Genomic DNA, 24,637 nt, shown 5'->3' with positions numbered 1-24,637 from the left:
GCGGTTGGCGGAGGCGCGTGCTGGGTGTTCCGCCGCCACCCGGAGACTCCGATGCCCGACGCCGCCAACCACCTGACCTTTGCGCTGATCTGCCTCGGCATGGTGCTGACGCCAGGCCCGAACATGATCTACCTCATCTCGCGCTCGCTGTCGCAAGGGCCGAAGGCGGGACTGATCTCGCTCGGCGGCGTCGCGCTGGGCTTCCTGTTCTACGTGGTGTCGGCGGCTTTCGGCATCACCGCGCTGATCTTCGCCGTGCCTTACGCCTATGATGCGCTGCGCTTCGCCGGCGCGCTCTATTTGCTGTGGCTTGCCTGGCAGGCGCTCAAGCCCGGCGGGCGATCGCCCTTCCAGGTCCGCGAGCTGCCCAGGGACAGGCCGCGCAAGCTTTTCGTCATGGGCCTGATGACCAACCTGCTCAACCCGAAGGTCGCCGTGCTTTATCTGTCGCTCCTGCCGCAGTTCATCAATCCGGCCAAAGGCCATGTTTTGTCACAGCTTCTGGTGCTCGGCGTGACGCAGATTTCGATCAGCCTGACGGTCAATGCCATCATCGCGGTGACCGCCGGGTCGATCGCGACCTTCCTCGCCGGGCGGCCGTTCTGGCTGGTCGTCCAGCGCTGGATGATGGGCACGGTGCTGACAGCCTTGGCGCTGAGGATGGCGACCGAGGCGCAAAGATAGCCGTCAACCCAAGAAACGCAGCCGTTTCCTACATCGGCCGGCGTACGGGCCGGATCTGCTCCGGCTCGACCACCTTGCGATAAAGGTGCCAGGTCGCGTGGCCGAGGACCGGCATGACGACGGCAAGGCCGGCAAACAGCGGGATCGAGCCGAGGACCAGCAAGACGGCGACCGTCAGGCCCCAGAGCGCCATCGTCAGCGGGTTGGCCATCACAGCGCGGGCCGAGGTTTCGATCGCCGAGACGGCGCCGACGTCGCGGTCGAGCAGCAGCGGAAAGGCGACGACGGTCGTCGCCAGCACAATGACCGCAAAGATAAAGCCGGCGGCGTTGCCGAGCAGGATCAGGGCCCAGCCCTTGCTGGTCGTCAGCACGTCGCGCAGGAAAGCGCCGACGGAGGCCGGCGGCTCCGCGCCGAACAGGCTGGTGTAGATCGACTGCGCGGTGAACAGCCACAAGAGGAACAGCGCGAAGAGCAGGATGCCGATGACCGCGATCGACGGCAGCGCCGGCGAATGGCGAACATCGAGCGCATGGTGCCAGCGGTTGCTCATGCCGAGCTCGCGCCGGCGGCTGATCTCATAAAGGCCAATCGCCGCGAAAGGGCCGATCAGCGCGAAGCCGGACATCAGCGGATAGACGAGCTGAATGGCACTGGAGCCGGAGGTCCACCGCGTCAGGATCAAGCCGACGATTGGATAGATCAGGCACAGGAACACATAATGCGAAGGCTTGGCCCAGAAATCCTCCGCGCCGAGCCGCAACGCGTCCCAGAGATCAGACGTGGTGATGTGGCGCACCGTGGGCTGCACATGCATCCCGCGCGCGTCCGCCATGACATGAAAACCGGCCATTACCGTCCTCCGTATCTCTCGGGGGGCGGTCACCGCCTGGGTGGCCCGCCCGTGGCTGCCACTTTCAAGAACGCCGGGATGATAACCGATCTTCCGGGAAAAGTCGCCGCTTCAAGCGATTTTCATCGATTGCCCGGCAAAAGCCACGATCGCCGGTATCAGGGGCCGGATGAGCATCTCGATCACCGCCCTCCCGAACCGCCGCACGTTGTTCAAAGCCGCCGGCCTGGCGGCGCTTGCCGGCATTGCCGCCTGCAGCACCGTGTCCGTGCCGACCGGCGAAGGCGCCGGCGTTTCTTCGTCCGCCACGGCGACGCTTGCCGGCATTCGCGCCTCGGGCGGGCTGCCGGCGCTGGCTCCCGATACGCAACTCGAACAGGCGGCGCTGCAGCAGGCCGGGTACATGGCGTCGCGCCAACGCATGAGCCACACCACCGGCTGGGGCAAGGATTTCGCCTCGCGCATGAAGGACAATGGCGTGCGCGGCGCCGCAGCCGAAAACATCGCCGAGGGCCGCTTCGACCTGCAGAAGCTGTTCGACATCTGGATGCATTCGGACGGCCACCGCCGCAACATGCTCGACCCGGACTTCTCCCGCTTCGGCCTCGCCTATGTGCGCGACGGCCGCGATCCGAGCCTGCGCTACTGGAGCCTCGTGCTCGGGAGATAGGCCTCGCCTATCCCTGTTTTGTCGTCAGAGTTCCCGACGCCGGAACGCCTCGGCCGTCATCCGCCGCGCTCGCCGTGTGGAGCAATTTCTCGATGCTCTGGGCAGAGACCGGCTTGCTGAAATGATAGCCTTGCATTTCATCGCAATTGTTCTTGCGCAGGAAGGCCACCTGGTCGTCTGTCTCGACGCCCTCGGCAATGACCCTCAGATGCAGATTCTGACCCAGTGAAATCACGGCGCTGGCGACAGCCTGATCGTTCTCGTCGGCGGCGAGATCCTTGATGAATGACTTGTCGATCTTCAGCCGCGCCACGGGAAAGGTCTTGAGCGCGCTGAGGCTGGAATAGCCTGTTCCGAAATCGTCGATCGATATCTGAACCCCCAGGCTCTGCAAGGCGTCCATCGTCGCGACCGCCAATTCGACGTCCTGCATGATAAGGCTCTCGGTTACCTCGAGTTCGAGATATCTGGCCTCCAGGCCGCTGTCGGTCAGCGCGTTCACGACACGGCCAATCAGGTTCGGTTCCCTGAATTGCCGCGCCGAGACGTTCACGCAGACGGTCAGGGGCGGCAGACCGGCATCCTGCCAGGCCTTGTTCTGCCGACAGGCTTCGTGCAGGACCCAGTCGCCGATCGGTACGATCAGCCCGGTCTCCTCGGCGGTCGGAATGAACGTGTCCGGCGCCACCATGCCTCGTGTCGGATGCTTCCAGCGCAGCAAGGCTTCGACTGCAAAGACATCCCCTGAGCGAAGATCGACCTGCGGCTGGTAGAGCAGAATGAATTCCGAACGCGCCAGGGCATTTCGCAACTCCTCCTGAAGCAGGAATTTCTCATGCGCCCTGGTGTTGAACTCGGGAGCGTAGAACTGGAAATTGTCGCGGCCGAATTCCTTCGCGCGATACATTGCGGCATCGGCGTTGGCCAGCAGCTGATCCGGACTCGTCCCGTCCTTGGGATAGTTGGCGATGCCGATGCTGGCCGTCGCCCTCAGCCGATGCCTTCCCAGATGAACCGGCTCCGCGATAGCCGCCCGGATCTCTTGCAGGGTCTCGGAGATCAGATCGACGTTCGTCGGCTGGTCGAACAGGACTATGACGAACTCGTCGCCGCCAAGCCGCACGACGGTGTCGGTCGGCCTTACGCAGTCTACCATGCGGTTGGCGACGGTCTTCAGCAGCACGTCACCGGCACTGTGGCCGAGCGTATCGTTGACGAGTTTGAAATTGTCGAGGTCGATGAACACCACCGTCACCCAGCGATCGTACCGCTGCGCATAGAGCAGAGCCTGCGAGAGCCGGTCCTCGAGCAGAGCGCGATTTGGAAGCCCTGTCAGCACGTCATGGTTGGCCATGAAATGAATCTGGTCTTCAGCCAGTTTGCGCTCGATGGCGATCCCTGCAATCCGCGTCGTGAAGTCGATCAGCCGTGTTTCGGCGTCGGTCGGTTCGCGAACCGTCATCGAATACATCGCGAAGACACCGAGCACGGCACCTTGATGCGACAGTATCGGGGTCGACCAGCAGGAACGATAGCCGAAGGGCGCCACCACCTGACGGTATTCTTCCCAAAGCGGGTCCTGCATGATGTCCGCGACGATGACCGGCTCCCGCCGGTAGACGGCGGTGCCACATGACCCAACCTTGGGGCCGATGGCGATCCCGTCGATGGCAGCGGTATATTCCTTCGCCAGGCTCGGCGCGCCGCCGTGCCGCAAATGGCTGCCGTCCTTGTCCAGCAGCAGGACGGAACCGAATATCCCGGTCAGCTGCGACTCGACGAGGCGCATCAGACGGTCGAGCACGTCTTCGAGCAGGGCGCTCATCGCGATCATTTCCAGGATGTGCGCCTGCCCCTCGCGAAGGACGTCCGCCTGCTTGCGTCCGGTGACATCGTGAGCAATGCCGACCAGACCGATGATGTCATTGTGGGCATTGCGCAACGGCACCTTTGTCGATGACAACCACTTGCCGGCGCCCGACGCGTCGACAATGAACTCTTCCTTGTCGATCATGGGTTGGCCGCTGCTGAGCACGTTCTGCTCCACCGCGCGAAATTTCTGCGCAAGTTCCGGGGCATGGAGATCAAAATCGGTCAAGCCGATCATGTCACTCGTCTTCTCCCGCCCGCTGTCAACCGCAAGAGCCCTGTTGGCCACGACGAAGCGGCTTTCCGTGTCCTTGACCCAGAGATAATCGGGGACCCAGTCGATCAGCGTTTGCAGCGAGATGCGCTCGTCGACGATCTGTCGGTTGGCAACGAGCGCCGTAATGTCCTCATGCGTGGCCACCCAGCTGCCGTCGGCCATGGGCTGATGGCAGACCTGAACCGTCCGACCGTCGGCGAGGTTGGCGGTCCATACCCTTGGAGCCATGCCCGAATTGACGGCGCGGGCCAATGCAAGATAGGCGTCGGCATCGGTCACAGATGTCCCGGCGGCGACGCGACGTTCGACGATTTCCCGGAGCGTCACACCCGGCTGCAATTGCTCAGGCGCAATGTGGTAGATTTCCGCGTAGCGGCGGTTGCACAGGATCAACCGTTCGGCGGCGTCGAAAAAGCAGATGCCTTGCGAAACGTTGTCGATCGCCGTCTCAAATCGCAGCGCCTGCCCTTCGAGCGTTGCGATCCTGGCTCGCAGATCGCGCTCGAGCGTTTCGTATGAAGCGATGGTCAGCTTCGCCAGCGCCGCCAGATTGGCCGACTCGGTTGTCTCAGCAGCTTTCCTGGATGATTTCTCGCCCAAACAGAGTTCCTCCAGTTTGGTGCCGGCGCAAAGCAACACGGCTCGCTTTCAACCCAAAAGCGACGACATCGTGATCGATATATACTAATGGTAGATGAACCAGGTGCGGTCGGTTGTAGATATCCGGGAATCCTTGCGCTGTTCCCCCGGCCACGATTTTCAGTCCCGGATGCAGGCGCGGCGGCTCCGCCGCGCCAATCCGCAAGCGTCAATCCATATGCGCGGCGGGCGCCCCGCCGGCCGGCGCGGCCTTGGGCTTGCGCAGCAGGATCACGAACGGGATCGCGGCCAGCGTCATCACCATCAGGATTTTGAAGTCGTTGATGTAGGAGATCATCATCGACTGGACGTTCACGGCGCGGTCGACCTGCGACAGTGCCGCGGCGTTGCCGGCGGCGGCCGCCGGCGAGGCGGCCCACAGGTTCGGGTTGTACGGGTTGATGAAGGCCGAAAGCTCGGTGTGGTTGATCTGCGTGTTGCGCACCATCAGCGCCGCGACCACCGACACGCCGATCGACGAGCCCAAATTGCGCACCAGGCTGAACAGCGCGGTGGCGTCGGTGCGGTAGCGCGCGTCGAGCGTGGCGAAGGCGACCGTCGACAGCGGCACGAACACCATGCCCATGCCGAGGCCTTGGACGACCCCAGAGGTGAGGATCAGCCAATTGTCCATCTGCGGCGTGAAGCTCGCCATGGTGTAGAGCGAGTGCGCGGTGAGCAGGAAACCGATGGCGACGAGGATCCTCGCATCGATCCTGTGCATGATGCGGCCGACGACCAGCATCGAGATCATCGTGCCGATGCCGCGCGGCCCCAGCACGACGCCGATGGTAACGGTCGGATAGCCGAAGATGTTGGCCAGCATCGGCGGCAATAGCGACATCGAGGCCAGGATCAGCACACCCATGACGAAGATGAAGCCCAGACCGGTCACGAAATTGCGGTCGAGGAATATCTTGGGATCGATGAAGGGATGCTCTGCCGTCACCGTGTGGATGATGAACACCCAGAAGCCGGTGAGCGACAGAGCGAGCTCGATCCAGATCTCGGCCGAGTTGAACCAGTCGACCTCGCCGCCGCGGTCGAGCAGAAGCTGCAGCGCGCCGACGCCGAGCGAGATCATGGCGAAGCCGAAGAAGTCGAAGCCGCGCACGCGCTTGGCGACGACAGGCAGATAGGCGGCCATGCCGATGAAGGCGAGGATGCCGACCGGCAGGTTGATGAAGAACACCCAGCGCCAGTTGAAGTTTTCCGTCAGCCAGCCGCCCAGCGTCGGCCCCAGGATCGGCCCCAGCATGATGCCGGCGCCCCAGATCGCCATGGCCTGGCCGTGGCGCTCCTTGGGGTTGATGTCGAGCAGGAAGGTCTGCGACAGCGGCACGATGGCCGCGCCGAACACGCCCTGCAGCAGGCGGAACAGCACCATCGTTTCGAGGCTCCAGGCGAGGCCGCAGAGCATGGAGCAAATGGTGAAGCCGACGACCGAGGCGAGGAACAATTGCTTGCGGCCGAGGCGGTCAGCGAGCCAGCCGGTAACCGGCGTCATGATCGCGGCCGCCACGATATAGGAGGTCAGCACCCAGTTGATGTTGTCGGGCGACGCGCCGAGGTCGCCGGTCATAGTCGGCAGCGCGACATTGGCGATGGTGGTGTCGAGCGCCTGCATGATCGTCGCCAGCATCAGCGCAACCGTGATCAGCCCGCGATGCGGCACTTCCTTGAAGGGTTCGGGCGTGCTCATGATGCTGAACTTCCAGCAAGTAACAAAAACGTGTACGCTAGAGCACAATGCCGAAAAGTGTGACGCGGTTTTCGGACGACATCATGCTCTATCTCTTTGATTTAGAGGCGTATTCAGATATCAGGTCGAACAGACCTGAAATCATCCGCCTCTAGGTTTCCGGGCGGCAAAGCCTTCCGTTGAGAGACCTTCATCGCGGTGGGACGCGACTGTCGATGTGGGGGTTACATCGACCGAATGTCTCTGTTGGAGCGGATGCCTGCCGCCCGGAAATCTGAGGACCAACGGGTCCGCGCCGAAGGTTAAGGTCTCAATCGAGCCGCAGTGCGGCCCGCTTGCCTACCTATCCGTCACACCCCTCCCCATCGGACCGATCTCCTGCTTTGCGTCCGCCGGCCATCCACCGCGGGCGTCCGCTGATTTCTATTGCCCGTTCTCGCCCGCCTTGGCGTGTCCGAAGATCGACGGCAGGCCGCGCGCCACGCCGGTGTCGACTGTGACGGTGGCGCTCATGCCGGTGCGCAGCGCCATCTTGGCGTCGGGATCGGTCAGTTCCAGTCGCACGGGAATGCGCTGCGTGACCTTGACCCAGTTGCCGGTGGCGTTTTGCGCGGGCAGCAGCGAGAACTCCGCGCCCGTGCCGGCGCCGATCGCCTTGACGGTCGCCTCGAAGGTGCGGCCCGGATAGGTGTCGACGACGATCTCGGCCTTCTGGCCCGGCTTCATGTTGGTGAGCTGGGTCTCCTTGAAATTGGCGTCGATCCAGGTGTCGCCGGTCTCGACCAGCGCGAAAAGCGGCGTGCCGACGGCGACATACTGGCCGACCTTGAAGGATGCGGCCTGGTAGACGACGCCGTCCGCCGGCGCCTTCACCGTGGTCTGCGCCAGATCGTAGGCGGCCTTGTCGCGCGCGGCCAAGGCCGACATCACGGTCGGATGCTTGTCGGTCTCGATGTCCGGGTTGCCGCCGAGCGCCGCCTTGGCGCTGACGATGCCCTGCTCGGCCACGGCAAGCTGCTGCTTGGCCTTGTCGAGATCGTTGCGGGCTTCGTCGAGCGACGACTTGGCGTTGATGCCCTTCTGCGCCAGATCGGCGGCGCGCCCATATTGCGACTGCGCGTAGTCGACCTCGCTGCCGGCGGACTTTTCCTGCGCCATCGCCTGGCTGTAGGCGGCGCGCAGCTGCTCGACATTGAGCCGCGCGGCGGCGACCGCCGCGTCGGCCTGGGCCAGCGCGATCCTGTAAGGTTCGGGGTCGATGACGAAGAGAAGGTCGCCCTGCTTGACCAGTTGGTTGTCGGCGATGCCGACCTGGACGATGCGGCCGGCCGTGTCGGAGGCGACCGAAATCCTCGCCTGCTGCAGATTGGCGTTCTCGGTTTCCTGGTAGCGGCCACCGGTCACCCAGACATACGAGCCGCCGGCAAGCAGCGCCAACGGCAAGGCGACCATCAACAGAAAGCGGCCGAGGCGGCGCTTCTTCTTCGGCGCGGCCGGAGCTGGCTGCGGCGCGGGCGCGGCAGCGACCGGAGCAGTTGCCGGCGCTTCAGCGATCGGCTGCGCCGACGCAAGCTTGGTGACGTTGTCGTCTTCTCTTTTGGCTGCCGCGCTCATGCTGCCGCCCCTTCTTTGCTCTTCATCTTTTCCAGGGACGATGCCTCGCCGTCCGTCAGGTTCTGCACGATCGTGTCCAGCACCCGGATCAGCATGCGCCGGTCTTCCGGCGAAACACCGGTCAAGGACTCTTCGTAGACCTCGCCGGCAAGGCTTTTGACATCGGCGTAGGCGGCGCTCGCCTTCTCGGTCGGGAAGATCATGCGCACGCGCCGGTCGGTCGCGTCCTGCCGGCGCTGGATCCAGCCGCCCTCTTCCATGCGATCGACCAGCCGCGAGACGCTGATCGGCTCGATTTCGAGGAGTTCGGCCAGCCGCGCCTGGGTGATGCCTTCTTCCTTGGCGACGCGTACCATGAGCCGCCATTGCGCCGAGGAAAGCCCCAACCCGCTGGCGCGCGCCTCGAAGCGCTTGCGCATGAGACGCTGCACGTCGTGGATCAAAAATCCCAATCTGTCGATGCCATCTGAAACCATGAGCGATAGATATAATAAGCGTGCTTACTATTCAAGAGGAAGCTTTGCGCCAGAAGCCGGCAAATCGGCATGTAAGGCATGCGATGCGTTCATGGTTAGCGCCCGGTGAATTGGGCAATCCGCTGCCACGGCTTGAGGCGATGCATTCACAGCAAGGCATCAACCGTCTGAAAATTCACTGTGTTTTCTGTCGCACGCTAGCGCCTCCCGGCTCACCCATGGTAAAGCTTGCGCCGAGGATCGGGGGATCACGCAATGCCGACGCTTTATGCGCTGAAGCCGGCCTTCCAGGACAGGCTGCGGCCGCTTGTCGGCCGGCTGGCGACCGTGGGGGTGACAGCCAACGGCATCACCCTCCTGGCAGCCGGTCTCTCGATCGCGGCCGGCTTGGCGATCGCGGCCTCGCCCGGTTCGCGCCTGCTGCTCCTGCTCATACCCCTGGTGCTGTTCGTGCGCATGGCGCTCAACGCCATGGACGGCATGCTGGCACGGGAACACGGCCAGGCCTCGACGCTCGGCATGTATCTCAACGAATTCTGCGACGTCGTTTCCGACCTCGCGCTGATCCTGCCGTTCGCGGCCTTCCCGCAGTTTGGCGTCTGGGGTGTCGTCGCCTTCGCCATCGGAGCGATGCTCACCGAATTCGCCGGCGTGCTCGGCATTCCCGCCGGGGTCGGGCGCAACTATGCCGGGCCGTTCGGCAAGAGCGACAGGGCGCTGGGGCTCGGCGTGGTCGCGGCCTTGTGCGCCGTCGGGCTGTGGCCGGCGGCGATCGTGCCGTTTGTGTTTCCGGCCATGGCTACGCTTTCGCTGCTGACCGCCATAAACCGGATACGCGCCGGTCTTACTGGCAACACCGGCTAAGCATCGAGGCCCGCGATGCCGTCGGAGGGGAACAGCATGCTTCACGAACAGATCGCCACCGCACCGGCTGAGAGCGTTGCGCGGCAGGCGCAGGAACGTACGTTCCGCAGTCATGACGGCACCGAGATATTCTACCGTTTCTGGCCGGCGGTATCGCCCGAGCCCAGAGGTGCGGTCGTGCTCTTCCATCGCGGCCACGAGCATGGCGGCCGCATGGCGCATCTCGTCGACGAGTTGCGCATGCCGGACTACGCCTTCTATGCCTGGGACGCGCGCGGCAATGGGCGCTCTGCCGGCGAGCGCGGCTATGCCCCGTCCTTCGCGGCGTTAGTGCGCGATATCGCCTGTTTCATGCGCGAGATCGCCGCCAAAGACGGTTTCGGCGCACAGGATATCGCGCTGATCGCGCAATCCTTCGGCGCGGTGCTTGCCGCAGCCTGGGTGCATGATTACGCACCGAAACTGCGCGCCATGGTGCTCGCCTCACCCGCCTTCTCCGTCAAGCTCTACGTCCCCTTCGCCAAGGAGGGCATTGCGTTCTGGCAGAAGCTCAAGGGGCGCTTCTTCGTCAATTCCTACGTCAAGGCGAGCCTGCTCACCCATGACCCGGTGCGCATCGCCTCCTTCGAGAACGATCCGCTGATCACGCGTCCGATCGCCTCTAACATCCTGGTCGAGCTCTACCAGCACGCGGCGCGCATCGTTGCTGACGCCCGCGCCATCACCATGCCGACGCAGCTTCTTCTGTCCGGCAGTGACTGGGTGGTGCGGCACGGCCCGCAGCACGAGTTCTTCGTCAATCTCGGCAGCCGCATCAAGGAGCGGCATGTGCTGCCGGGCTTCTTCCACGATACGCTGGGCGAGCGCGACCGCGGCAACGCGCTCGACTTGATCCGGCCGTTCCTCGAAGCACAGTTTCTGACCCCAGCGCCCGCCGTCGACCTGAAGCAAGCGGACATCGCCGGCTATACGCGCGACGAGGCCGACAGGCTCGCCTCGCCGCTCGATCTTCTGTCGCCCAGGGGCCTCTATTGGGCGATGAGCCGCGCCTCCATTCGCGCCGGCAGCTGGTTTTCGCGCGGCATGAAGATCGGCGTCGGCACCGGCTTCGATTCCGGCTCGACGCTGGACTATGTCTACGAGAACGACGCGCGCGGATTGGGGCCGATCGGCCGCATGGTCGACCGGACCTTCCTCGACGCCATTGGCTGGCGCGGCATCCGCCAGCGCAAGCTCAACCTCGAAGAACTGATCGGCCAGGCACTGGAAAAGCTGAAGGCAGCCGGACGGGCAGGCCACATCCTCGACATCGCCGCCGGCCACGGCCGCTACGTGCTAGACGCCATCGCCAAAGGCCCCGAGCAACCGGCCAGCGTGCGCCTGCAAGACTATTCCGACATCAATGTCGAGCTCGGCCGCAAGCTGATCGCCGAACGGCAGATGCCGGCGAGCGTCTCGTTCCGGCGCGCCGACGCTTTCGACGGCGATGGGCTTGCGTCGCTGAAGCCGGCGCCGGACCTCGCCATCGTCTCCGGGCTCTACGAGCTGTTCGCCGACAATGCGATGATTACCCGCTCGCTCGGCGGCCTCGCCCGCGCCATGCTGCCGGGCAGCCTGCTGATCTACACCAACCAGCCCTGGCACCCGCAGATCGAGATGATCGCGCGCAGCCTGACCTCGCATCGCGGCGGCCAGGCCTGGGTGATGCGGCGGCGCACGCAAGCCGAGATGGACCAGTTGGTCGAGGCGGCCGGCTTCGAGAAGCTCGACCAGCGCATCGACCAGTGGGGCATCTTCACCGTCTCGCTGGCAAGGCGGGTTTAGGAACCGCCCACGCATGCCCAACAGTGCCGAGCCCCCGCCACTTTCAGACAGCCCTGACGCCGAACCCTATGGACGTGTCGTCATCCGGGCTGCCGTCTGGCTCGCCTTCCTGGCGCCGTTCTTCTATTCGACCTATGGCTTCGCCAACTGGCTGGCCTCGACGCGCTCATATGTCGGCAGCATCGTCTTCTCCTGGGAGCACCACGTTCCGTTCCTCGCCTGGACGATCGTGCCCTATTGGTCGATCAACCTGTTCTACGCCCTGTCGCTGCTGCTCAATAACAGCAGGCAGGGCGTGAACAGGCTGGCCGGCCGCTACCTCACCGCGCAGGTCGTCGCCGTCTCGTGCTTCATCCTGTTTCCGCTGGCCGCGACCTTCGTGCGGCCGGCGACCACCGGCCTGCCCGCCTTTCTGTTTGCCGTGCTCGGCGGCTTCGACAAGCCGTTCAACCAGGTCCCTTCGCTGCACATCGCGCTGCTGGTGATCATCTGGGATCACTGGCGCCAGCGCCTTTCCGGCCCGCTGCTCACGCTCTGGCACGGCTGGTGCTTTCTGATCGGCGCCTCGGTGCTGACGACGTGGCAGCACCATTTCATCGACATTCCGACCGGCGCGCTGCTCGGCTTCTTCGCGCTGTGGCTGTTTCCGGCCAAGGGCGAGCTGCCCGTCACAAACTTCCACATGACCGCCGATGCCAAGGCCAGGCGGCTCCTGTTGTACTACGGGCTCGGCGCCGTGCTGGCGCTTGCCGTCGCGGCGCTCGGCGCCTTTTTCTCGGCGGTCGCGCTTGCGCTTTTGTGGCCGGCGCTGGCGCTGGCCATCGCCGCCTTCGCCTATGCCGGAGCCGGCGCGAAAGTGTTCCAGAAGACGCCGGACGGCCGCGTGTCGCTGGCAAGCCGTATCCTGCTCTGGCCGTACCGGCTGGGCGCAAAAATCAATGTCTGGGCCTGGACGCGCAGGCTGCCACCGGTGGTGACGGTCACCGACGGCGTCTTCCTCGGACGCTTTCCCGACGCCGCCGAAGCCGACGCCTTCGGCACGGTGATCGACCTTGCCGCCGAGTTGGAGCGGCCACACGATGCGACGGGCCGCTGGGTGAGCTTTGCCATGCTCGATCTGCTCTCGCCTCCCGCCGACACGCTCGACCAGGCGGTGGCCGCGATCGAACCGGCGCGCCGGCAGGGCACGGTGCTGGTTTGCTGCGCGCTCGGCTTCCAGCGGAGCGCCACCGTCGTCGCTCGATGGCTGGTCGCGAGCGGCCGCTCGCACACGCCGGCGCAGGCACGCAAGCAGCTCGCGGCGTCCGGCCGGCCGGTGCATCTTCAGCTCGGACTGGACGAGCCGGCATGAGCGACGCCGCCTTTCAGGAAAAAGCAGGCCGCTTTGCCGCCATGCTGATCACGCAGGCGGCATGGCCCGCCACTATCGTGATTGCCGGCGACAGCGTCGCGCCACTGGTCGCTTCGGCGCGCGGCGCGCTGCATGCTCCGTTCGCGATGCTGGGATTGCTCGCCGCGGCGGCGAGCGCGGTGGTGGTGCTTGGATTTTCGGCGCTTCTGTCTTTCGATGCGCTGCTCTTTCGTTTGATGGCAAGCCATGACGACGAGCTTTCCGGCGGCGCGGCGATCGACGACATCCTGGCGCGCATGCGGCTGAAACCGGCTCCGGCCGCGCCGCGCCCGCTCGACGACCGCATCGCCGGAACGCGCCGCCTGTTGGCGCGGCAGCGCATCGCCTTCGCGGTCTTCGTCGTGGCATTCCTTTGGGCCGGTTTCTGGATGCCCAGATGAGCAAGCTTGCGCTGCGCACCTATACGCTTTTGCAGACGGTGACCTCGGTCGGCCTGTCGGCGATGGCCTGGGCCGTCACCGGCGTGCGGCCGATCTGGAGCGGCAGCCAGCCGTCGGACCGGCAGCGCATCTATTTCGCCAACCACACCAGCCATGGCGATTTCATCCTGCTGTCGGCCTGCCTCAGCGAGACGGAGCGCGCCAAGACGCACGCGATCGCCGCGGCCGAATATTGGGGCAAGTCGCGGCTGCGCCGCTTCATCGCCGAGGACATGCTGTCCTCCGTGCTGATCAGCCGGACCTGGACAAGCGAGGCGGAGCACCCGATCTCGATCATGCTCTCCGTGCTCGAGCAGGGCCACTCGCTGATCATCTTTCCGGAAGGCACCCGCAACTCGAGCGACGAGCTGCTGCCCTTCCGTTCGGGGCTCTACAATCTGTCGATGGCGCGGCCGGATGTGGAGCTCATCCCGTGTTGGATCGAGAACATGTCGCGCGTGCTGCCCAAGGGCCAGTTCCTGCCGGTGCCGCTGCTTTGCCGCGTCGTCTTCGGCGCGCCGGTGGCAATAGCGCCGGGCGAGGAACGCCGCGCCTTCCTGCAGCGCGCCCGCGCCGCCCTCCTGGCGCTCGACCCGCGCCCCGACCGAGACGATTGATGCGCCACGAAATCAGCATTCTCATCATCGGCCTTTTCGTGGTGCTGAGCACCGCCAGCGTCACCGCCGGCATCCTTTCGATGCGCGCGCCGAAGCCGCTCAGCGCGACGCTCGTCAACCTCACCCAGCGCATCAATGCCTGGTGGGTGATGGTGGCGCTGATGACGGTCGCCTTCTTCTTCGGCCGTTACGGCATGACCATCCTGTTCGCGCTGATCTCGTTCGCGGCGCTGCGCGAATTCGTGACGCTGACGCACAGCCGGCGCAGCGACCACTGGGTGCTGCTCGGCATGTTCGGCATCGTCATCCCGTTCCAGTACTGGCTGGTGTGGACGGCCTGGTACGGGCTGTTCGTCATCTTCATCCCGGTCTACTGCTTCCTTTTGATGCCGGCGATCACGGCGCTGCATGGCGACACCGAACGTTTTCTGGAACGCGTCTCGGCGCAGCAATGGGCAATCATGATCTCGGTTTATTGCGTCAGCCACGTGCCTGCTTTGCTGACGCTCAACGTGCCCGGCTTCGAGGGCCGCAACCTGCTGCTCATCGCCTTCCTGATCATCGTCGTGCAGGGCAGCGACGTGCTGCAGTACATTTTCGGCAAGCTGTTCGGAAAGCACCGGTTCTCACCTAATGTGTCGCCCTCGAAGACCTGGGAAGGACTGATCGGCGGACTGGTCGCGTCGAGCCTGCTCGGCGCGCTGCTCTCCTTCATCACACCGTTCTCGCCGCTGCAGGCCTCGGCCGTCGCCTTCATCGCCTGCGCGATGGGATTTCTCGGCGGGCTCGTCGCCTCGGCGATCAAGCGCGACCAGGGCGTCAAGGACTGGGGCCACCTGATCGAAGGCCATGGCGGCATGCTCGACCGAACCGACAGCCTGGTCTTCGCCGCGCCGATCTTCTTCCACATCGTGCGCTATTTCTGGACGGTGTGAGCGCCCGTTCCAGCATCTGATGACGGCGGCCCAAAAGGCCGCCTCACCCAAACATCGGAAAATTTTCAGAAACCGTTCGGGATTTCCCGGCGCCGAAATCGCAAAACATTCTGGCCGGCGCAAGTCAGCCGAAACACCGGTTTTTCTCGCAGCCAGCACGATTTTCAGCCTGCCGCGTCCTCCCAAGCGCGGCCGCAACCTTGGGCATGGAGACAACATGATTGCCGCACTCTTTCACAACAAGCCGCTCAGGCGCCGCCTCGTCGCTGGGTCGGTCGCCGCCCTCGCCTGTGGCGCCGCGGTGGTCTGGCATGGCGCCAGAAGCGAGGCATCGAACGCCGCGCCGGCGACGCCCGAGACCAAGCTGGTCAAGGCGGTTTCGGTCTCGCCGGCTCCCGTCGCGGATAACCGCGTCGCCATCGGCGAGATCAAGCCGAGACTGGAGAGCGACCTCGGTTTTCGCGTCTCCGGCAAGCTCATCCAGCGCGTCGCCGAGATCGGCGCCACGGTGAAGAAGGGCGAGGTCCTCGCCCGCGTCGACGACCAGGACTACCGCAACCGTCTCGCCAGCGCCGAGGCCGATGTGGCGGCCGCACAGGCCGTGCTGGTCGAGGCCAGCGCCGCCGAAGCGCGCATCAACGCGCTGCTCGCCAAGGGCTTTACGACCCGCGCCAACCATGACGCGACGCTGAAGAATCTGCGCTCGGCCGAGGCCAAGCTGAAATCGGCGAAGATCGCCTTCGCGATGGCGGAGGACCAGCTCGGCTACACCGAGCTGCATGCGGAGTTCGACGGCATCGTCACCGCCACCGGCGCCGAAGCCGGCCAGTCCGTCAATGTCGGGCAGATGGTGGTGCGCGTCGCCGATCCGAAGACCCGCGACGCGGTGTTCTCCATCGCGGAAGCGGCTTTTGCCAGCGACCAGCGCGGCAAGCAGATCCCAGCCGTCACGGTCTCGCTGCTCAGCAATCCGGCGATCACGACCACCGGAACGGTGCGCGAGATCGCGCCGATGGCCGACGCCGCCACCCGCACCTTCCAGGTGAAGGTCTCGCTCGACAACGCGCCGGACGAGATGCGCTTCGGCGCCAGCGTCGCCGGCCGCGTCGAGATCGCAGGCGCGCCGGTCGTGACCCTGCCCGGCAGCGCGCTGTTCGACAAGGACGGCCAGCCGGCCGTCTGGGTGGTCGACGCCAGTTCGGCGGTGGAGCTGAAGCCCGTCGCCATCGCCCGCTACGAAACCGACCGCGTCGTCGTCAGCGACGGGCTCGCCAAAGGCGACCGGGTCGTCACCGCCGGCGTAAACCGGCTGCGGGAACATGAAAAAGTTCGTATGATCGTGGGAGAAGGAAAATGACCATGTCAAAGACCAAGGTCCTCATCGCCGGCGCCGGCCCAACCGGGCTGACGCTCGCGCTCTGGCTGACCAGGCTTGGCGTGCCGGTGCGCATCTTCGACAAAGCCGCCGCTCCCGGCGAGACCTCGCGGGCGCTGGCCGTCCAGGCGCGCACGCTGGAGTTCCATCGCCAGGTCGGCATCGTCGACGACGTGCTGGCGGCGGGCGTAAAGCTCGAGCGGCTGACCGTGCACACGCCGGCCGGCGTCGCCGCAAGGTTGCCACTCTCGGATTTCGGCCGCGGCATAAGCCCCTATTCCTTCGCCTTCGCCCTGCCGCAAGACATCCACGAACGCGTGCTGATCACGCATCTGGAGCGCGCCGGCGTCGAGGTCGAGCGGAGCACGGAGCTGGTCGCCTTCCAGGACAAGGGCGACGCGGTCATCGCGACGCTGAGCAAGAACGGCCGGACCGAGACGGTCAACGCCGCCTATCTCGCCGGCTGCGACGGTGCCCGCAGCACCGTGCGCCATGGGCTGAACATCGGCTTTCCCGGCGGCACCTACGAGCAGGCTTTCTATGTCGCCGACGTGAAAGGCACCGGCGAAATCAGCCGCAATGGCATGGACACGACGATCAGCACTTACGGCTTCGCCATCGTCATGCCGGTCCGGCAGTCCGGCTCTGTCAGGCTGATCGGCATCGTGCCGAAGGCGCATGAGGCCGACGACACGATCACCTTCGAAGCGATCCGCGCCGATGTCGAGCGCGACACCGGGGTCAAGGTCGACGAGGTCAACTGGTTCTCGACCTACCGCGTCCATCACCGCGTCGCCGAGCGGTTCCGCGTCGGCCGCGTGTTCCTCTGCGGCGATGCCGGCCACATCCACAGCCCGGCCGGCGGCCAGGGCATGAACACCGGCATGGGCGATGCAGTGAACCTCGCCTGGAAGCTCGCCGCCGTTGTCCAGGGCCGCGCCGATCCGCGCCTGCTCGACAGCTACGAGCCGGAGCGCATCGCTTTTGCCCGCAAGCTGATCGAGAGCACCGACACGGCGTTTCGTTTCATCACCAGCCGCTCGCGGCTCATCGGCCTGTTCCGGCGCTATCTGATGCCGAAGATCCTGAACATCGCGCTGCACACGTCGTTCGGCTCGCGCGCCTTCTTCGGCGTCATCTCGCAAGCGGCGATCCAGTACCGCGCCGGGCCAATCAGCTCCGGCACCGCGGGAAAAGTCAGCGGCGGCGATCGCCTGCCTTATGTGCCGACGCCGGGCAGCGACAATTTCGAGCCGCTGCGCTCGCTCGATTGGCAGGTCCATGTCTATGGCGAGGTCAATGCCGAGTTCCGGGCGATGCTGGCATCGACCGGCATTCCGGTCCACGCCTTCGCCTGGTCTGACGTGGCCGCGAAAGCCGGCCTGCAGCGCGACGCCGCCTATCTGGTGCGGCCGGACGGCCATGTCGCGCTGGCTTCGCCGGTGCAGGAGGCAGCGAGCTTCCAGCGCTATCTCGCCGGTCTCGCCATCAGGCCGAGAACAGCGGAGCGCGCGCCCTATCGCGTGCCGGGCACCATGCACAGCCTGGCCTGACCAGCGACGGTGCCCGCCGAATAGCGGGCGCTGACCGCAAACCCAACCGCCATTTGTTTTCGCCAGCCGGCAGAAGCCGGCGGAACGCGCCTTCGCGCGCGCCGAGAGGGATTTGTCATGAGCAGCTTCAATCTTTCCGAATGGGCGCTGCGCCACCGCAGCTTCATCGTCTACCTGATGATCGCGGCCGCGCTCGCCGGCCTCTACGCCTATCGCGGCCTCGGCCGCGAGGAGGATCCGCCCTTCACCATCAAGACCATGGTGGTGAAGACGATGTGGCCGGGCGCCAGCACCAGCGACACGGTGGAGCAGATCACCGACCGCATCGAGAAGCAGCTCGAGGAGCTGCCCGACCTCGACTACGTCAAGAGCTACACCAAGCCCGGCGAATCCGTCGTCTTCGTCAACCTCAAGGATACGGTTGCCGGCGACCAGGTGCAGCCGCTCTGGTACCAGGTGCGCAAGAAGCTCAACGACATCAAACCGACGCTGCCGTCCGGCGTGCAGGGTCCGTTCTTCAACGACGAGTTCGGCGACACCTATTCGCTGATCTATGCGCTCACCTCCGACAGTCTCAGCCATCGCGAGCTGAAGGATATGGCGACCAGCCTGCGCGCCGGGCTGCTCACCGTGAAGGACGTCGCCAAGGTCGACCTGATCGGCCAGCAGGACGAGAAGATCTATCTCGAATTCTCGACGCAGAAGGTGGCGGCGCTCGGCCTCGACGTCGGCACGCTGACGCAGGCGCTGCAGGCGCAGAACGCGCTGACGCCGAGCGGCACGGTCGATGCCGGTCCCGAGCGCATCGCCATCCGCGTTTCCGGATCCTTCACCTCGGAGGAAAGCCTGAAGGCGATCAACTTCTACGCCAATGGCCATTATTTCCGCCTGGGCGACGTCGCGGAGGTCAAGCGCGCCTATTCCGACCCACCGCAGCCGATGTTCCGCTTCAACGGCAAGCCCGCGGTCGGCATCGCTGTCTCGATGACGGCTGGCGGCGACGCGCTGGCGCTGGGCGAGAACGTCAAGGAGAAGATGCATGAGATGGAGGCCGAACTGCCGCTCGGCGCCGAGCTCGGCATGGTCGCCGACCAGTCGCATGTCGTGGAAGAATCCGTCGGCGAATTCACCAAGAGCCTCGGCGAGGCGATCGCCATCGTGCTTGCCGTCTCGCTGCTGGCGCTCGGCTGGCGCCCAGGCGTCGTGGTGGCGGTCGCCATCCCGCTGGTGCTGGCGATCACCTTCGTCACCATGGAGTATTTCGGCATCTCGCTGCAGCGCATCTCGCTCGGCGCACTGATCATCGCGCTCGGCCTCCTGGTCGACGATGCGATGATCGCGGTCGAGATGATGATCGCCCGCATGGAGGAAGGCTACGACAAGATCTCGGCCGCCACCTATGCCTACACCTCGACCGCCTTCCCGATGCTGACCGGCACGGTGGTGACGATCGCCGGCTTCGTGCCAGTGGGCTTCGCCAAGAGCGGCGCCGGCGAATACTGCTTCTCGCTGTTCGCGGTGGTTGCGATCGCGCTCGTCGTCTCCTGGGTGGTCGCGGTGCTGTTCACGCCGCTGACGGGTGTGTTCCTGCTGCCTGACCGCATCAAGGGCCATGGCGGCAGCCATCAGCCGTCGCGCGTTGCGCGTGGCTTCCAGGCGCTGCTCGAAACCGCCATGCGGGCGAAGTGGCTGGTGCTGTCGGCGACCGCCGGGTTGTTCGCGCTCTCGGTCGTGGCCATGGGCTTCGTCGGGCAGGAGTTCTTCCCGAAGTCGGACCGGCCCGAGGTGATGCTCGACCTCACACTGCCGCGCACTGCTTCCATCAAGGCGACGGACGCCGTCGTTGGGCGGGTCGAAAAGCTGCTCGCTTCCGATCCCGACATCGACCACTGGAGCTTCTATGTCGGCCAGGGCGCGGTGCGCTTCTACCTGCCGCTCGACGCGCAGCTCGCCAACGACTTCTTCGCCCAGGCCGTGGTGGTCACCAAGGGCCATGCCGTGCGCCAGGCGGTCATCGACCGGCTGGAGAAGGAGCTGTCGACCGGCTTCGACGACGTCATGGCACGCGTCACGCCGCTGGAGCTTGGACCGCCGGTGGGCTGGCCACTGAAGTTTCGCGTCTCGGGTCCCGACCCGGACAAGACACGGAGCCTGGCGCAGCAGTTCGCGCAGGTGCTGGGCAGCGACGCCTCGGTGCGCAACATCAACTACGACTGGAACGAGCCGGCCAAGGTCATCAAGGTCGAGGTCGACCAGGACCGGGCGCGCGCTGGGCATCTCCTCGCAGCAGCTGTCGGAGACAATCAACGCGATCCTGTCCGGCTCGAAGATCACGCAGATGCGTGACGACACCTACCTGATCGACATCGTTGCCCGCGCCGTGGATTCGGAACGCGCCAGCATCGACACGCTGCGCGGCCTGACGATCAGCGCTTCGGGCGGACGCCGGGTGCCGCTCGAACAGGTGGCGAAGCTCAGCTACCAGACCGAGCCGCCGCTGATCTGGCGCCGTGGCCGCCTGCCGACCGTGACCGTGCAGGCCGACGTCGCCCCTGGCGAGAACGCCACTACCGTGTCGAAGCGGCTGGGGAGCGCCATCGCCACCTTCAAGGCCGAGCTGCCGGCGCGCTACAGCGTCGAACAGGGTGGTGTCATCGAGGACAGCGCCAAGGCCAAGGCCAGCATCTTCGTGGTGTTTCCGCTGATGCTGTTCATCATGGCGACGGTGCTGATGATCCAGCTGATGAGTTTCCAGCGCCTGGTGCTGGTGCTGCTCACCGCTCCGCTGGCCATCATCGGCGTCGCCGGCGCGCTGCTGCTGTCAGGCGCACCGATGGGCTTCGTCGCGATCCTCGGCGTGATGTCGCTGATCGGCATGGTGATCCGCAACTCGGTCATCCTGATCGCGCAGATCGACCAGCATATCGCCGCCGGCGAAGAGCCATGGGCGGCGGTGATCAGCGCCACCACGCATCGGCTCAGGCCGATCCTGCTCACGGCGGCGGCGGCGATCCTCGGCATGATCCCGATCGCGCCGACCGTGTTCTGGGGACCGATGGCCTATGCGGTGATGGGCGGGCTGATGGTGGCGACCGTGCTGACGCTGGTCTTCCTGCCGACGCTCTACGTCGCGTGGTTCCGCATCAAGGCGCCGGAACAAGTCGCGGCAGGGGTCGAGCCGGTCACGGCCACCGCAGAACCTCAGGCCATCGCCGCCTGAGCGAGCAGACAAGCCACGGCGGAGATGCCGCCGTGGCCATCCCACTGACATACCGAAAGGAACGATCATGCCCCCCTTCTATGGAAATCTTCTCGTTCGCTTCAACGCCGGCTTCCTGATTCTCGCATCGGCAGGCGGGCTCTTCACCGATATCGCAGGCTCCTTTTTCGGGCGCGGCCCGGAAGCGATCCTGCTTGGCGATGCGCCGGGCAGCGGCATCGGCTTCATCGAGGCGCACGGGCTTGCCCTGATCATCGGCGTGGCGCTCTGGCGCATCGCCTATTCGCGCAACTGGCACGCCGTCCTGGCTGCCGTGCATGTGCTGCTCGGAACGGCAAACCTTGCGTTCTGGCAGTTCTTCGTCGCCGCCGACGTGCTCGTCGTCGGCTACGTCACAACCGCGGCGCACTGGCTGTTCGTGGTTGCTCACCTGGCGGCACTGGCGGGTTCGGCCCGGCTTGCCGCCGCATCCTCCCACTAGACTTCAACCACCAACCTCTGGAGAAACGACAATGTCTTTGAAATCCTTGAAGAAATATCGTTCGGCGGCGGCCCTGTTCGCGCTCGCGCTCACCGCCGTCGAGCTCGTCGACAGCACTGTGCCGGCGCTGTCGCTGGTCAGTACCGCCGAGGCCCGCATCGGCGCGCCGTGGACGCCGCGCAGCGCCGCCGGCATCGCCCGTCGCACCACCGCCGCCGGCGTCGTGCGCCGCAACACGACGTGGCGCGTGCTGCGCCACACCAACGTCTGGGTCGCGACGCTGCCGGGCGGCTGCGTTCGCACCAAGGTCAACGGCTTCGAAGTCTGGCGCTGCGGCGGCACCTACTATCGGCTCTATCAGGGCCGCTACATCGTGGTCGTGACCGATTGATCGGGCTTTTTGCCTCAACGCAATTCCGGACGGAAAGCCGCTTACGCTTTTCCTGGAATTGCTTCTGTCTCGCCGAGGGCAAGCCTGACGCCTTCGGCGAGATGCTCCGCATCGGCCTGGTTCTCGAACGGCACGCCGCGCAGCGCATAATCGAGCGGCGAGAACGGATCGCCCTCCTCGATCAGGGATATCTGCCGCCGCGCCTTCTCCATTTCGCCCATCTGGGCATAGCAGGCCGCCAGCCGCGTCCTGATCCACGGCGCCGGTCGCGTCGCCAATTCCAGCGCGTCGGCCGCCTGCTTGAATTCCCCCATCATGTAGAGCGCCAGGGCGCGGTCGAACTGGTACCAGTGCGGATGCAGCGGATCGATGCGGATGCCGCGCGCCAGCCAGGTCAGCGCCTCGAGCGGGCGGCCGCGCATGGTGAGCAGCATGCCCATCTGCTCGATGCTGTCGGCATCGTAAGGGTTCAATTGCAGCGCGATGCGCATGTGTTGCTCGGCCGCTTCGTGGTCGCGCATATAGAGGCGGATGAGCGATTGCACGCGGTGTCCGGTCGGCTGGTCCGGCGATAGCGCCAGGCCCTTGTCGGCAAGGTCGCGCGCGTTTTCCAGCACGGCGTCGCTGGCGCGTCCGAATTCACCGTCCAGCGAGCGCGCCAGGGCAAGATAGGTGTAGGCGAGCCCGTAGTTCGGATCCTTGGCCACGGCCGCCTCGAAGAGGGCCTCGGCGGCGCGCTGATCGGTCTGTGCCGGATCGCGCAACATGGCGAAGCCACGCAGAAGAAGCTCGTAGGCGGCAAGGCTGGTTTCGGGTTTTCTCGCAGCCTGCTGCAGCCCGGCATTGGCGACGCGGGTCACCAGCCGGCTGACGATCTGTTCGACGATCTCGCGCTCGATCGCGAAAAGCCCGGCGCCATGGGATTGGAAGCGGTCACCCCATAACTGGCTGGCCGTGCCGATATCGACGAGGCTGACCGCCACCACGACATTTTCGCCCTGCCGGCGGAGCGACCCTTCGACCAGATAGTCGGCGCCGATGCGGGCGCGGATCTGTGGCCACTCGGCGCGGCCGAAGGAGGCGAAGGAGAAGCTGGAGTTCCGCGCCAGCACCGTGACCGTGCCGAAGCGCGCGACGCCGTTGATCAGGTCTTCCGCGAATCCATCGACCATCGCCTCGTCGGCCGGGTCACCGCTCTCATTGCGGAAGCGCACCACCGCGACGATCGGCTGGGTGCTGATCTCGGGCGCGGCCTCGGCTTCGGCGGCCAGCATATAGCCGCGCTTGGAGACGGTGCGGACCATGTCGTCGCCCAGCACCTTGCGGATCTCGCGCACCGACTGCGTCAGCGAATCCTCGGTGACGTAGACGCCTGGCCACACCACATCCATCAGTTCCGATTTCGGCACGACGCGGCCCATATTGCGGGCAAGATGCGACAGCAGCGCAAAAGCCTTCGGACGCAGGAACAGCGGCTCGTTGACGCCGCGCAACGTGCCCATGGCAAGGTCGAGCGTGAAGCCGCCAAACCGGAAGACCTGATCGGCCGTCGCCGTCGTCATCGGGACACCCCTTCCCGCCTATCCGCATTTGCCGCGTCGATTCCACTTCGATGCGGCACGCTCGAAGCGCATTATTGCCCAGTGTGCAATTTCGATCAAACCGGCTGTCGGCGTGTCGGCCGGCCTGCAATACAAACAGGGCGGGGTTCGCGTGAACCCCGCCCTGGAAAGGTCGTGCGAAGCGAGCTTACTTGCCCATCAGCTGCTTGGCATTTTCCGCCGTGATCGCGGTGGTATCGACGGTCACCGTCGTATCCACCGACGTGGCGCAATCGAGCAGGATCTTCTTCGACATGTCGATCGCTTCCTTGGCGCCGGTCGGGTAGGTGAAGGTCGCCGCCCAGTCGCCCTTGGCAACGGCCTCGATGCCGCCGGCCGGACCAGGCAGACCGTCGGTGCCGATGATCTTGACGTCCTTGCCGGCGCCCTTGGCGGCAAGCAGCGCGCCGGCCGCCATCATGTCGTTCGAGGCATAGAGCACCTTGATGTCGGGATGCGCCTGCAGCATGGCGGCAAAGGCGGTCTGGGCTTTATCCGGAACCCAGTCGGCGGCCTGCTCGGCGACGATCTGGATCTTTGAATTGCCCTTCACGCCTTCCTTGAAGCCGTTGAGGCGCTCCACCGCCGGTGTCGAGCTCGGCAGGCCTTCCAGCACCGCCGCCTCGCCGCCATCGGGCAGCAGCTTCGAAGCGGTGTACTTGCCGGCTTCCTGGGCGATCTTGAAATTGTCGCCGCCGATGAAGGCCGTGTAGTCCTTGCCGGGATCGCCGACCGTCTTGCGGTCGAGCTCGATGACCGGGATGCCGGCATCCATGGCGCGCTTCACCGCGGGCGTCAGCGGGGCCGCCTCGAAGGGCGAGATCAGCAGGATATCGACCTTCTGGGTGATGAAATTGTCGACCTGCGAGGTCTGCGTGTTGACGTTGCCGGCGCCGTCGGCGATCTGCAGCGTGAAGCCCGGCACTTCCTTGGCCGCCGCCGTCAGCTCGTCATTGACGTGCTGACGATAGGGCTCTGCGTTGTTGGCCTGCGAGAATCCGATGACGAACTGGCCATCTTTGGCGCATGCCTTCACCAGCGGCTCGGCCGCATAGGCGCTGCCGGCGATGCACAGGCTCGCGCCTGCCATCAGCGCGGCCCGAAGGACGCGCGATCCTGTTTTGGTTCTCATACTACTCTCCTCCTTGTCCGGCGGGGGTGC

The 24,637-nt window shown here is 65.3% G+C and carries 19 protein-coding genes and 1 pseudogene; 13 read left to right on the top strand and 7 right to left on the bottom strand.

All coding sequences use genetic code 11. From position 1 onward, the window contains the following. Nucleotides 1–51 precede the first annotated feature (51 nt). Nucleotides 52–684: a LysE family translocator gene (locus DPM33_RS13355; RefSeq protein WP_112097902.1), complete on the top strand. Its 633-nt coding sequence runs from the start codon at nucleotides 52–54 to the stop codon at nucleotides 682–684. 28 nt (nucleotides 685–712) lie between these two features. Here the strand turns inward: DPM33_RS13355 and DPM33_RS13350 are convergent, their stop codons facing one another. Then, complete coding sequence (locus tag DPM33_RS13350; RefSeq protein ID WP_112097901.1) at nucleotides 713–1,537, bottom strand: DUF2189 domain-containing protein; 825 nt, start codon at nucleotides 1,535–1,537, stop codon at nucleotides 713–715. Nucleotides 1,538–1,706: 169 nt separating this feature from the next. Here DPM33_RS13350 and DPM33_RS13345 point away from each other — a divergent pair, with 169 nt between their 5' ends. After that, nucleotides 1,707–2,207, top strand: coding sequence for a CAP domain-containing protein (locus DPM33_RS13345; protein ID WP_112097900.1), 501 nt, complete (start codon nucleotides 1,707–1,709; stop codon nucleotides 2,205–2,207). Between the two features lie 7 nt (nucleotides 2,208–2,214). Here the strand turns inward: DPM33_RS13345 and DPM33_RS13340 are convergent, their stop codons facing one another. The 4 genes from DPM33_RS13340 to DPM33_RS13325 all read right to left on the bottom strand — a co-directional run bounded on the left by DPM33_RS13340 (nucleotide 2,215) and on the right by DPM33_RS13325 (nucleotide 8,784). Then, entirely contained in the window at nucleotides 2,215–4,953 is a 2,739-nt protein-coding gene (locus tag DPM33_RS13340) for an EAL domain-containing protein (RefSeq protein ID WP_245442124.1), read from the bottom strand. Between the two features lie 208 nt (nucleotides 4,954–5,161). Further along, nucleotides 5,162–6,694, bottom strand: coding sequence for a DHA2 family efflux MFS transporter permease subunit (locus DPM33_RS13335; RefSeq protein WP_112097899.1), 1,533 nt, complete (start codon nucleotides 6,692–6,694; stop codon nucleotides 5,162–5,164). 423 nt (nucleotides 6,695–7,117) lie between these two features. Next, nucleotides 7,118–8,308, bottom strand: a complete 1,191-nt coding sequence (locus tag DPM33_RS13330) for an HlyD family secretion protein (RefSeq protein WP_112097898.1) — start codon at nucleotides 8,306–8,308, stop codon at nucleotides 7,118–7,120. Continuing rightward, nucleotides 8,305–8,784, bottom strand: coding sequence for a MarR family winged helix-turn-helix transcriptional regulator (locus DPM33_RS13325; protein ID WP_112097897.1), 480 nt, complete (start codon nucleotides 8,782–8,784; stop codon nucleotides 8,305–8,307). The genes DPM33_RS13330 and DPM33_RS13325 overlap by 4 nt, the downstream gene beginning before the upstream one ends. A 255-nt stretch (nucleotides 8,785–9,039) precedes the next feature. Between DPM33_RS13325 and DPM33_RS13320 the strand changes: the two genes are divergently transcribed. From DPM33_RS13320 to DPM33_RS13270, 11 genes and pseudogenes are all read left to right on the top strand, one after another. Then, the gene (locus DPM33_RS13320) at nucleotides 9,040–9,648 is read left to right on the top strand and encodes a CDP-alcohol phosphatidyltransferase family protein (RefSeq protein WP_112097896.1); all 609 of its coding nucleotides are present in this window, start codon (nucleotides 9,040–9,042) and stop codon (nucleotides 9,646–9,648) included. A gap of 36 nt (nucleotides 9,649–9,684) precedes the next feature. Then, nucleotides 9,685–11,472 carry a bifunctional alpha/beta hydrolase/class I SAM-dependent methyltransferase gene (locus DPM33_RS13315; RefSeq protein WP_167449053.1) on the top strand — a complete coding sequence of 596 codons (1,788 nt, stop codon included), beginning with the start codon at nucleotides 9,685–9,687 and terminating at the stop codon, nucleotides 11,470–11,472. A gap of 13 nt (nucleotides 11,473–11,485) precedes the next feature. Continuing rightward, nucleotides 11,486–12,823: a phosphatase PAP2/dual specificity phosphatase family protein gene (locus tag DPM33_RS13310; RefSeq protein ID WP_112097894.1), complete on the top strand. Its 1,338-nt coding sequence runs from the start codon at nucleotides 11,486–11,488 to the stop codon at nucleotides 12,821–12,823. Next, entirely contained in the window at nucleotides 12,820–13,263 is a 444-nt protein-coding gene (locus DPM33_RS13305) for a hypothetical protein (RefSeq protein ID WP_112097893.1), read from the top strand. Before DPM33_RS13310 ends, DPM33_RS13305 begins: the two co-directional genes overlap by 4 nt. Beyond that, complete coding sequence (locus DPM33_RS13300; protein WP_112097892.1) at nucleotides 13,260–13,919, top strand: lysophospholipid acyltransferase family protein; 660 nt, start codon at nucleotides 13,260–13,262, stop codon at nucleotides 13,917–13,919. The genes DPM33_RS13305 and DPM33_RS13300 overlap by 4 nt, the downstream gene beginning before the upstream one ends. Beyond that, nucleotides 13,919–14,854, top strand: coding sequence for a phosphatidate cytidylyltransferase (locus DPM33_RS13295; protein ID WP_112097891.1), 936 nt, complete (start codon nucleotides 13,919–13,921; stop codon nucleotides 14,852–14,854). The genes DPM33_RS13300 and DPM33_RS13295 overlap by 1 nt, the downstream gene beginning before the upstream one ends. 217 nt (nucleotides 14,855–15,071) lie before the next feature. Then, a complete protein-coding gene (locus DPM33_RS13290; protein WP_112097890.1) occupies nucleotides 15,072–16,211 on the top strand; it encodes an efflux RND transporter periplasmic adaptor subunit in 1,140 nt (379 codons plus the stop codon). Beyond that, nucleotides 16,208–17,782 (top strand): FAD-dependent monooxygenase, encoded by a 1,575-nt coding sequence (locus DPM33_RS13285; RefSeq protein WP_208648395.1) that lies wholly within the window; start codon nucleotides 16,208–16,210, stop codon nucleotides 17,780–17,782. The genes DPM33_RS13290 and DPM33_RS13285 overlap by 4 nt, the downstream gene beginning before the upstream one ends. A gap of 117 nt (nucleotides 17,783–17,899) precedes the next feature. After that, nucleotides 17,900–21,002: pseudogene (locus tag DPM33_RS13280) on the top strand (efflux RND transporter permease subunit). A gap of 67 nt (nucleotides 21,003–21,069) precedes the next feature. Continuing rightward, nucleotides 21,070–21,483: a hypothetical protein gene (locus tag DPM33_RS13275; protein WP_112097888.1), complete on the top strand. Its 414-nt coding sequence runs from the start codon at nucleotides 21,070–21,072 to the stop codon at nucleotides 21,481–21,483. 31 nt (nucleotides 21,484–21,514) lie between these two features. Then, nucleotides 21,515–21,874 carry a hypothetical protein gene (locus tag DPM33_RS13270; protein ID WP_112097887.1) on the top strand — a complete coding sequence of 120 codons (360 nt, stop codon included), beginning with the start codon at nucleotides 21,515–21,517 and terminating at the stop codon, nucleotides 21,872–21,874. 41 nt (nucleotides 21,875–21,915) lie between these two features. Here DPM33_RS13270 and DPM33_RS13265 read toward each other — a convergent pair whose 3' ends face one another. Further along, complete coding sequence (locus DPM33_RS13265) at nucleotides 21,916–23,436, bottom strand: winged helix-turn-helix domain-containing tetratricopeptide repeat protein (RefSeq protein WP_112097886.1); 1,521 nt, start codon at nucleotides 23,434–23,436, stop codon at nucleotides 21,916–21,918. Nucleotides 23,437–23,623: 187 nt separating this feature from the next. Further along, nucleotides 23,624–24,607 (bottom strand): substrate-binding domain-containing protein, encoded by a 984-nt coding sequence (locus DPM33_RS13260; protein WP_112097885.1) that lies wholly within the window; start codon nucleotides 24,605–24,607, stop codon nucleotides 23,624–23,626. Nucleotides 24,608–24,637: the final 30 nt, after the last annotated feature.

This window comes from Mesorhizobium hawassense (assembly GCF_003289945.1).
Taxonomy (GTDB): Bacteria; Pseudomonadota; Alphaproteobacteria; order Rhizobiales; family Rhizobiaceae; genus Mesorhizobium; species Mesorhizobium hawassense.
This window is presented reverse-complemented; position numbering and strand designations above follow the sequence as displayed.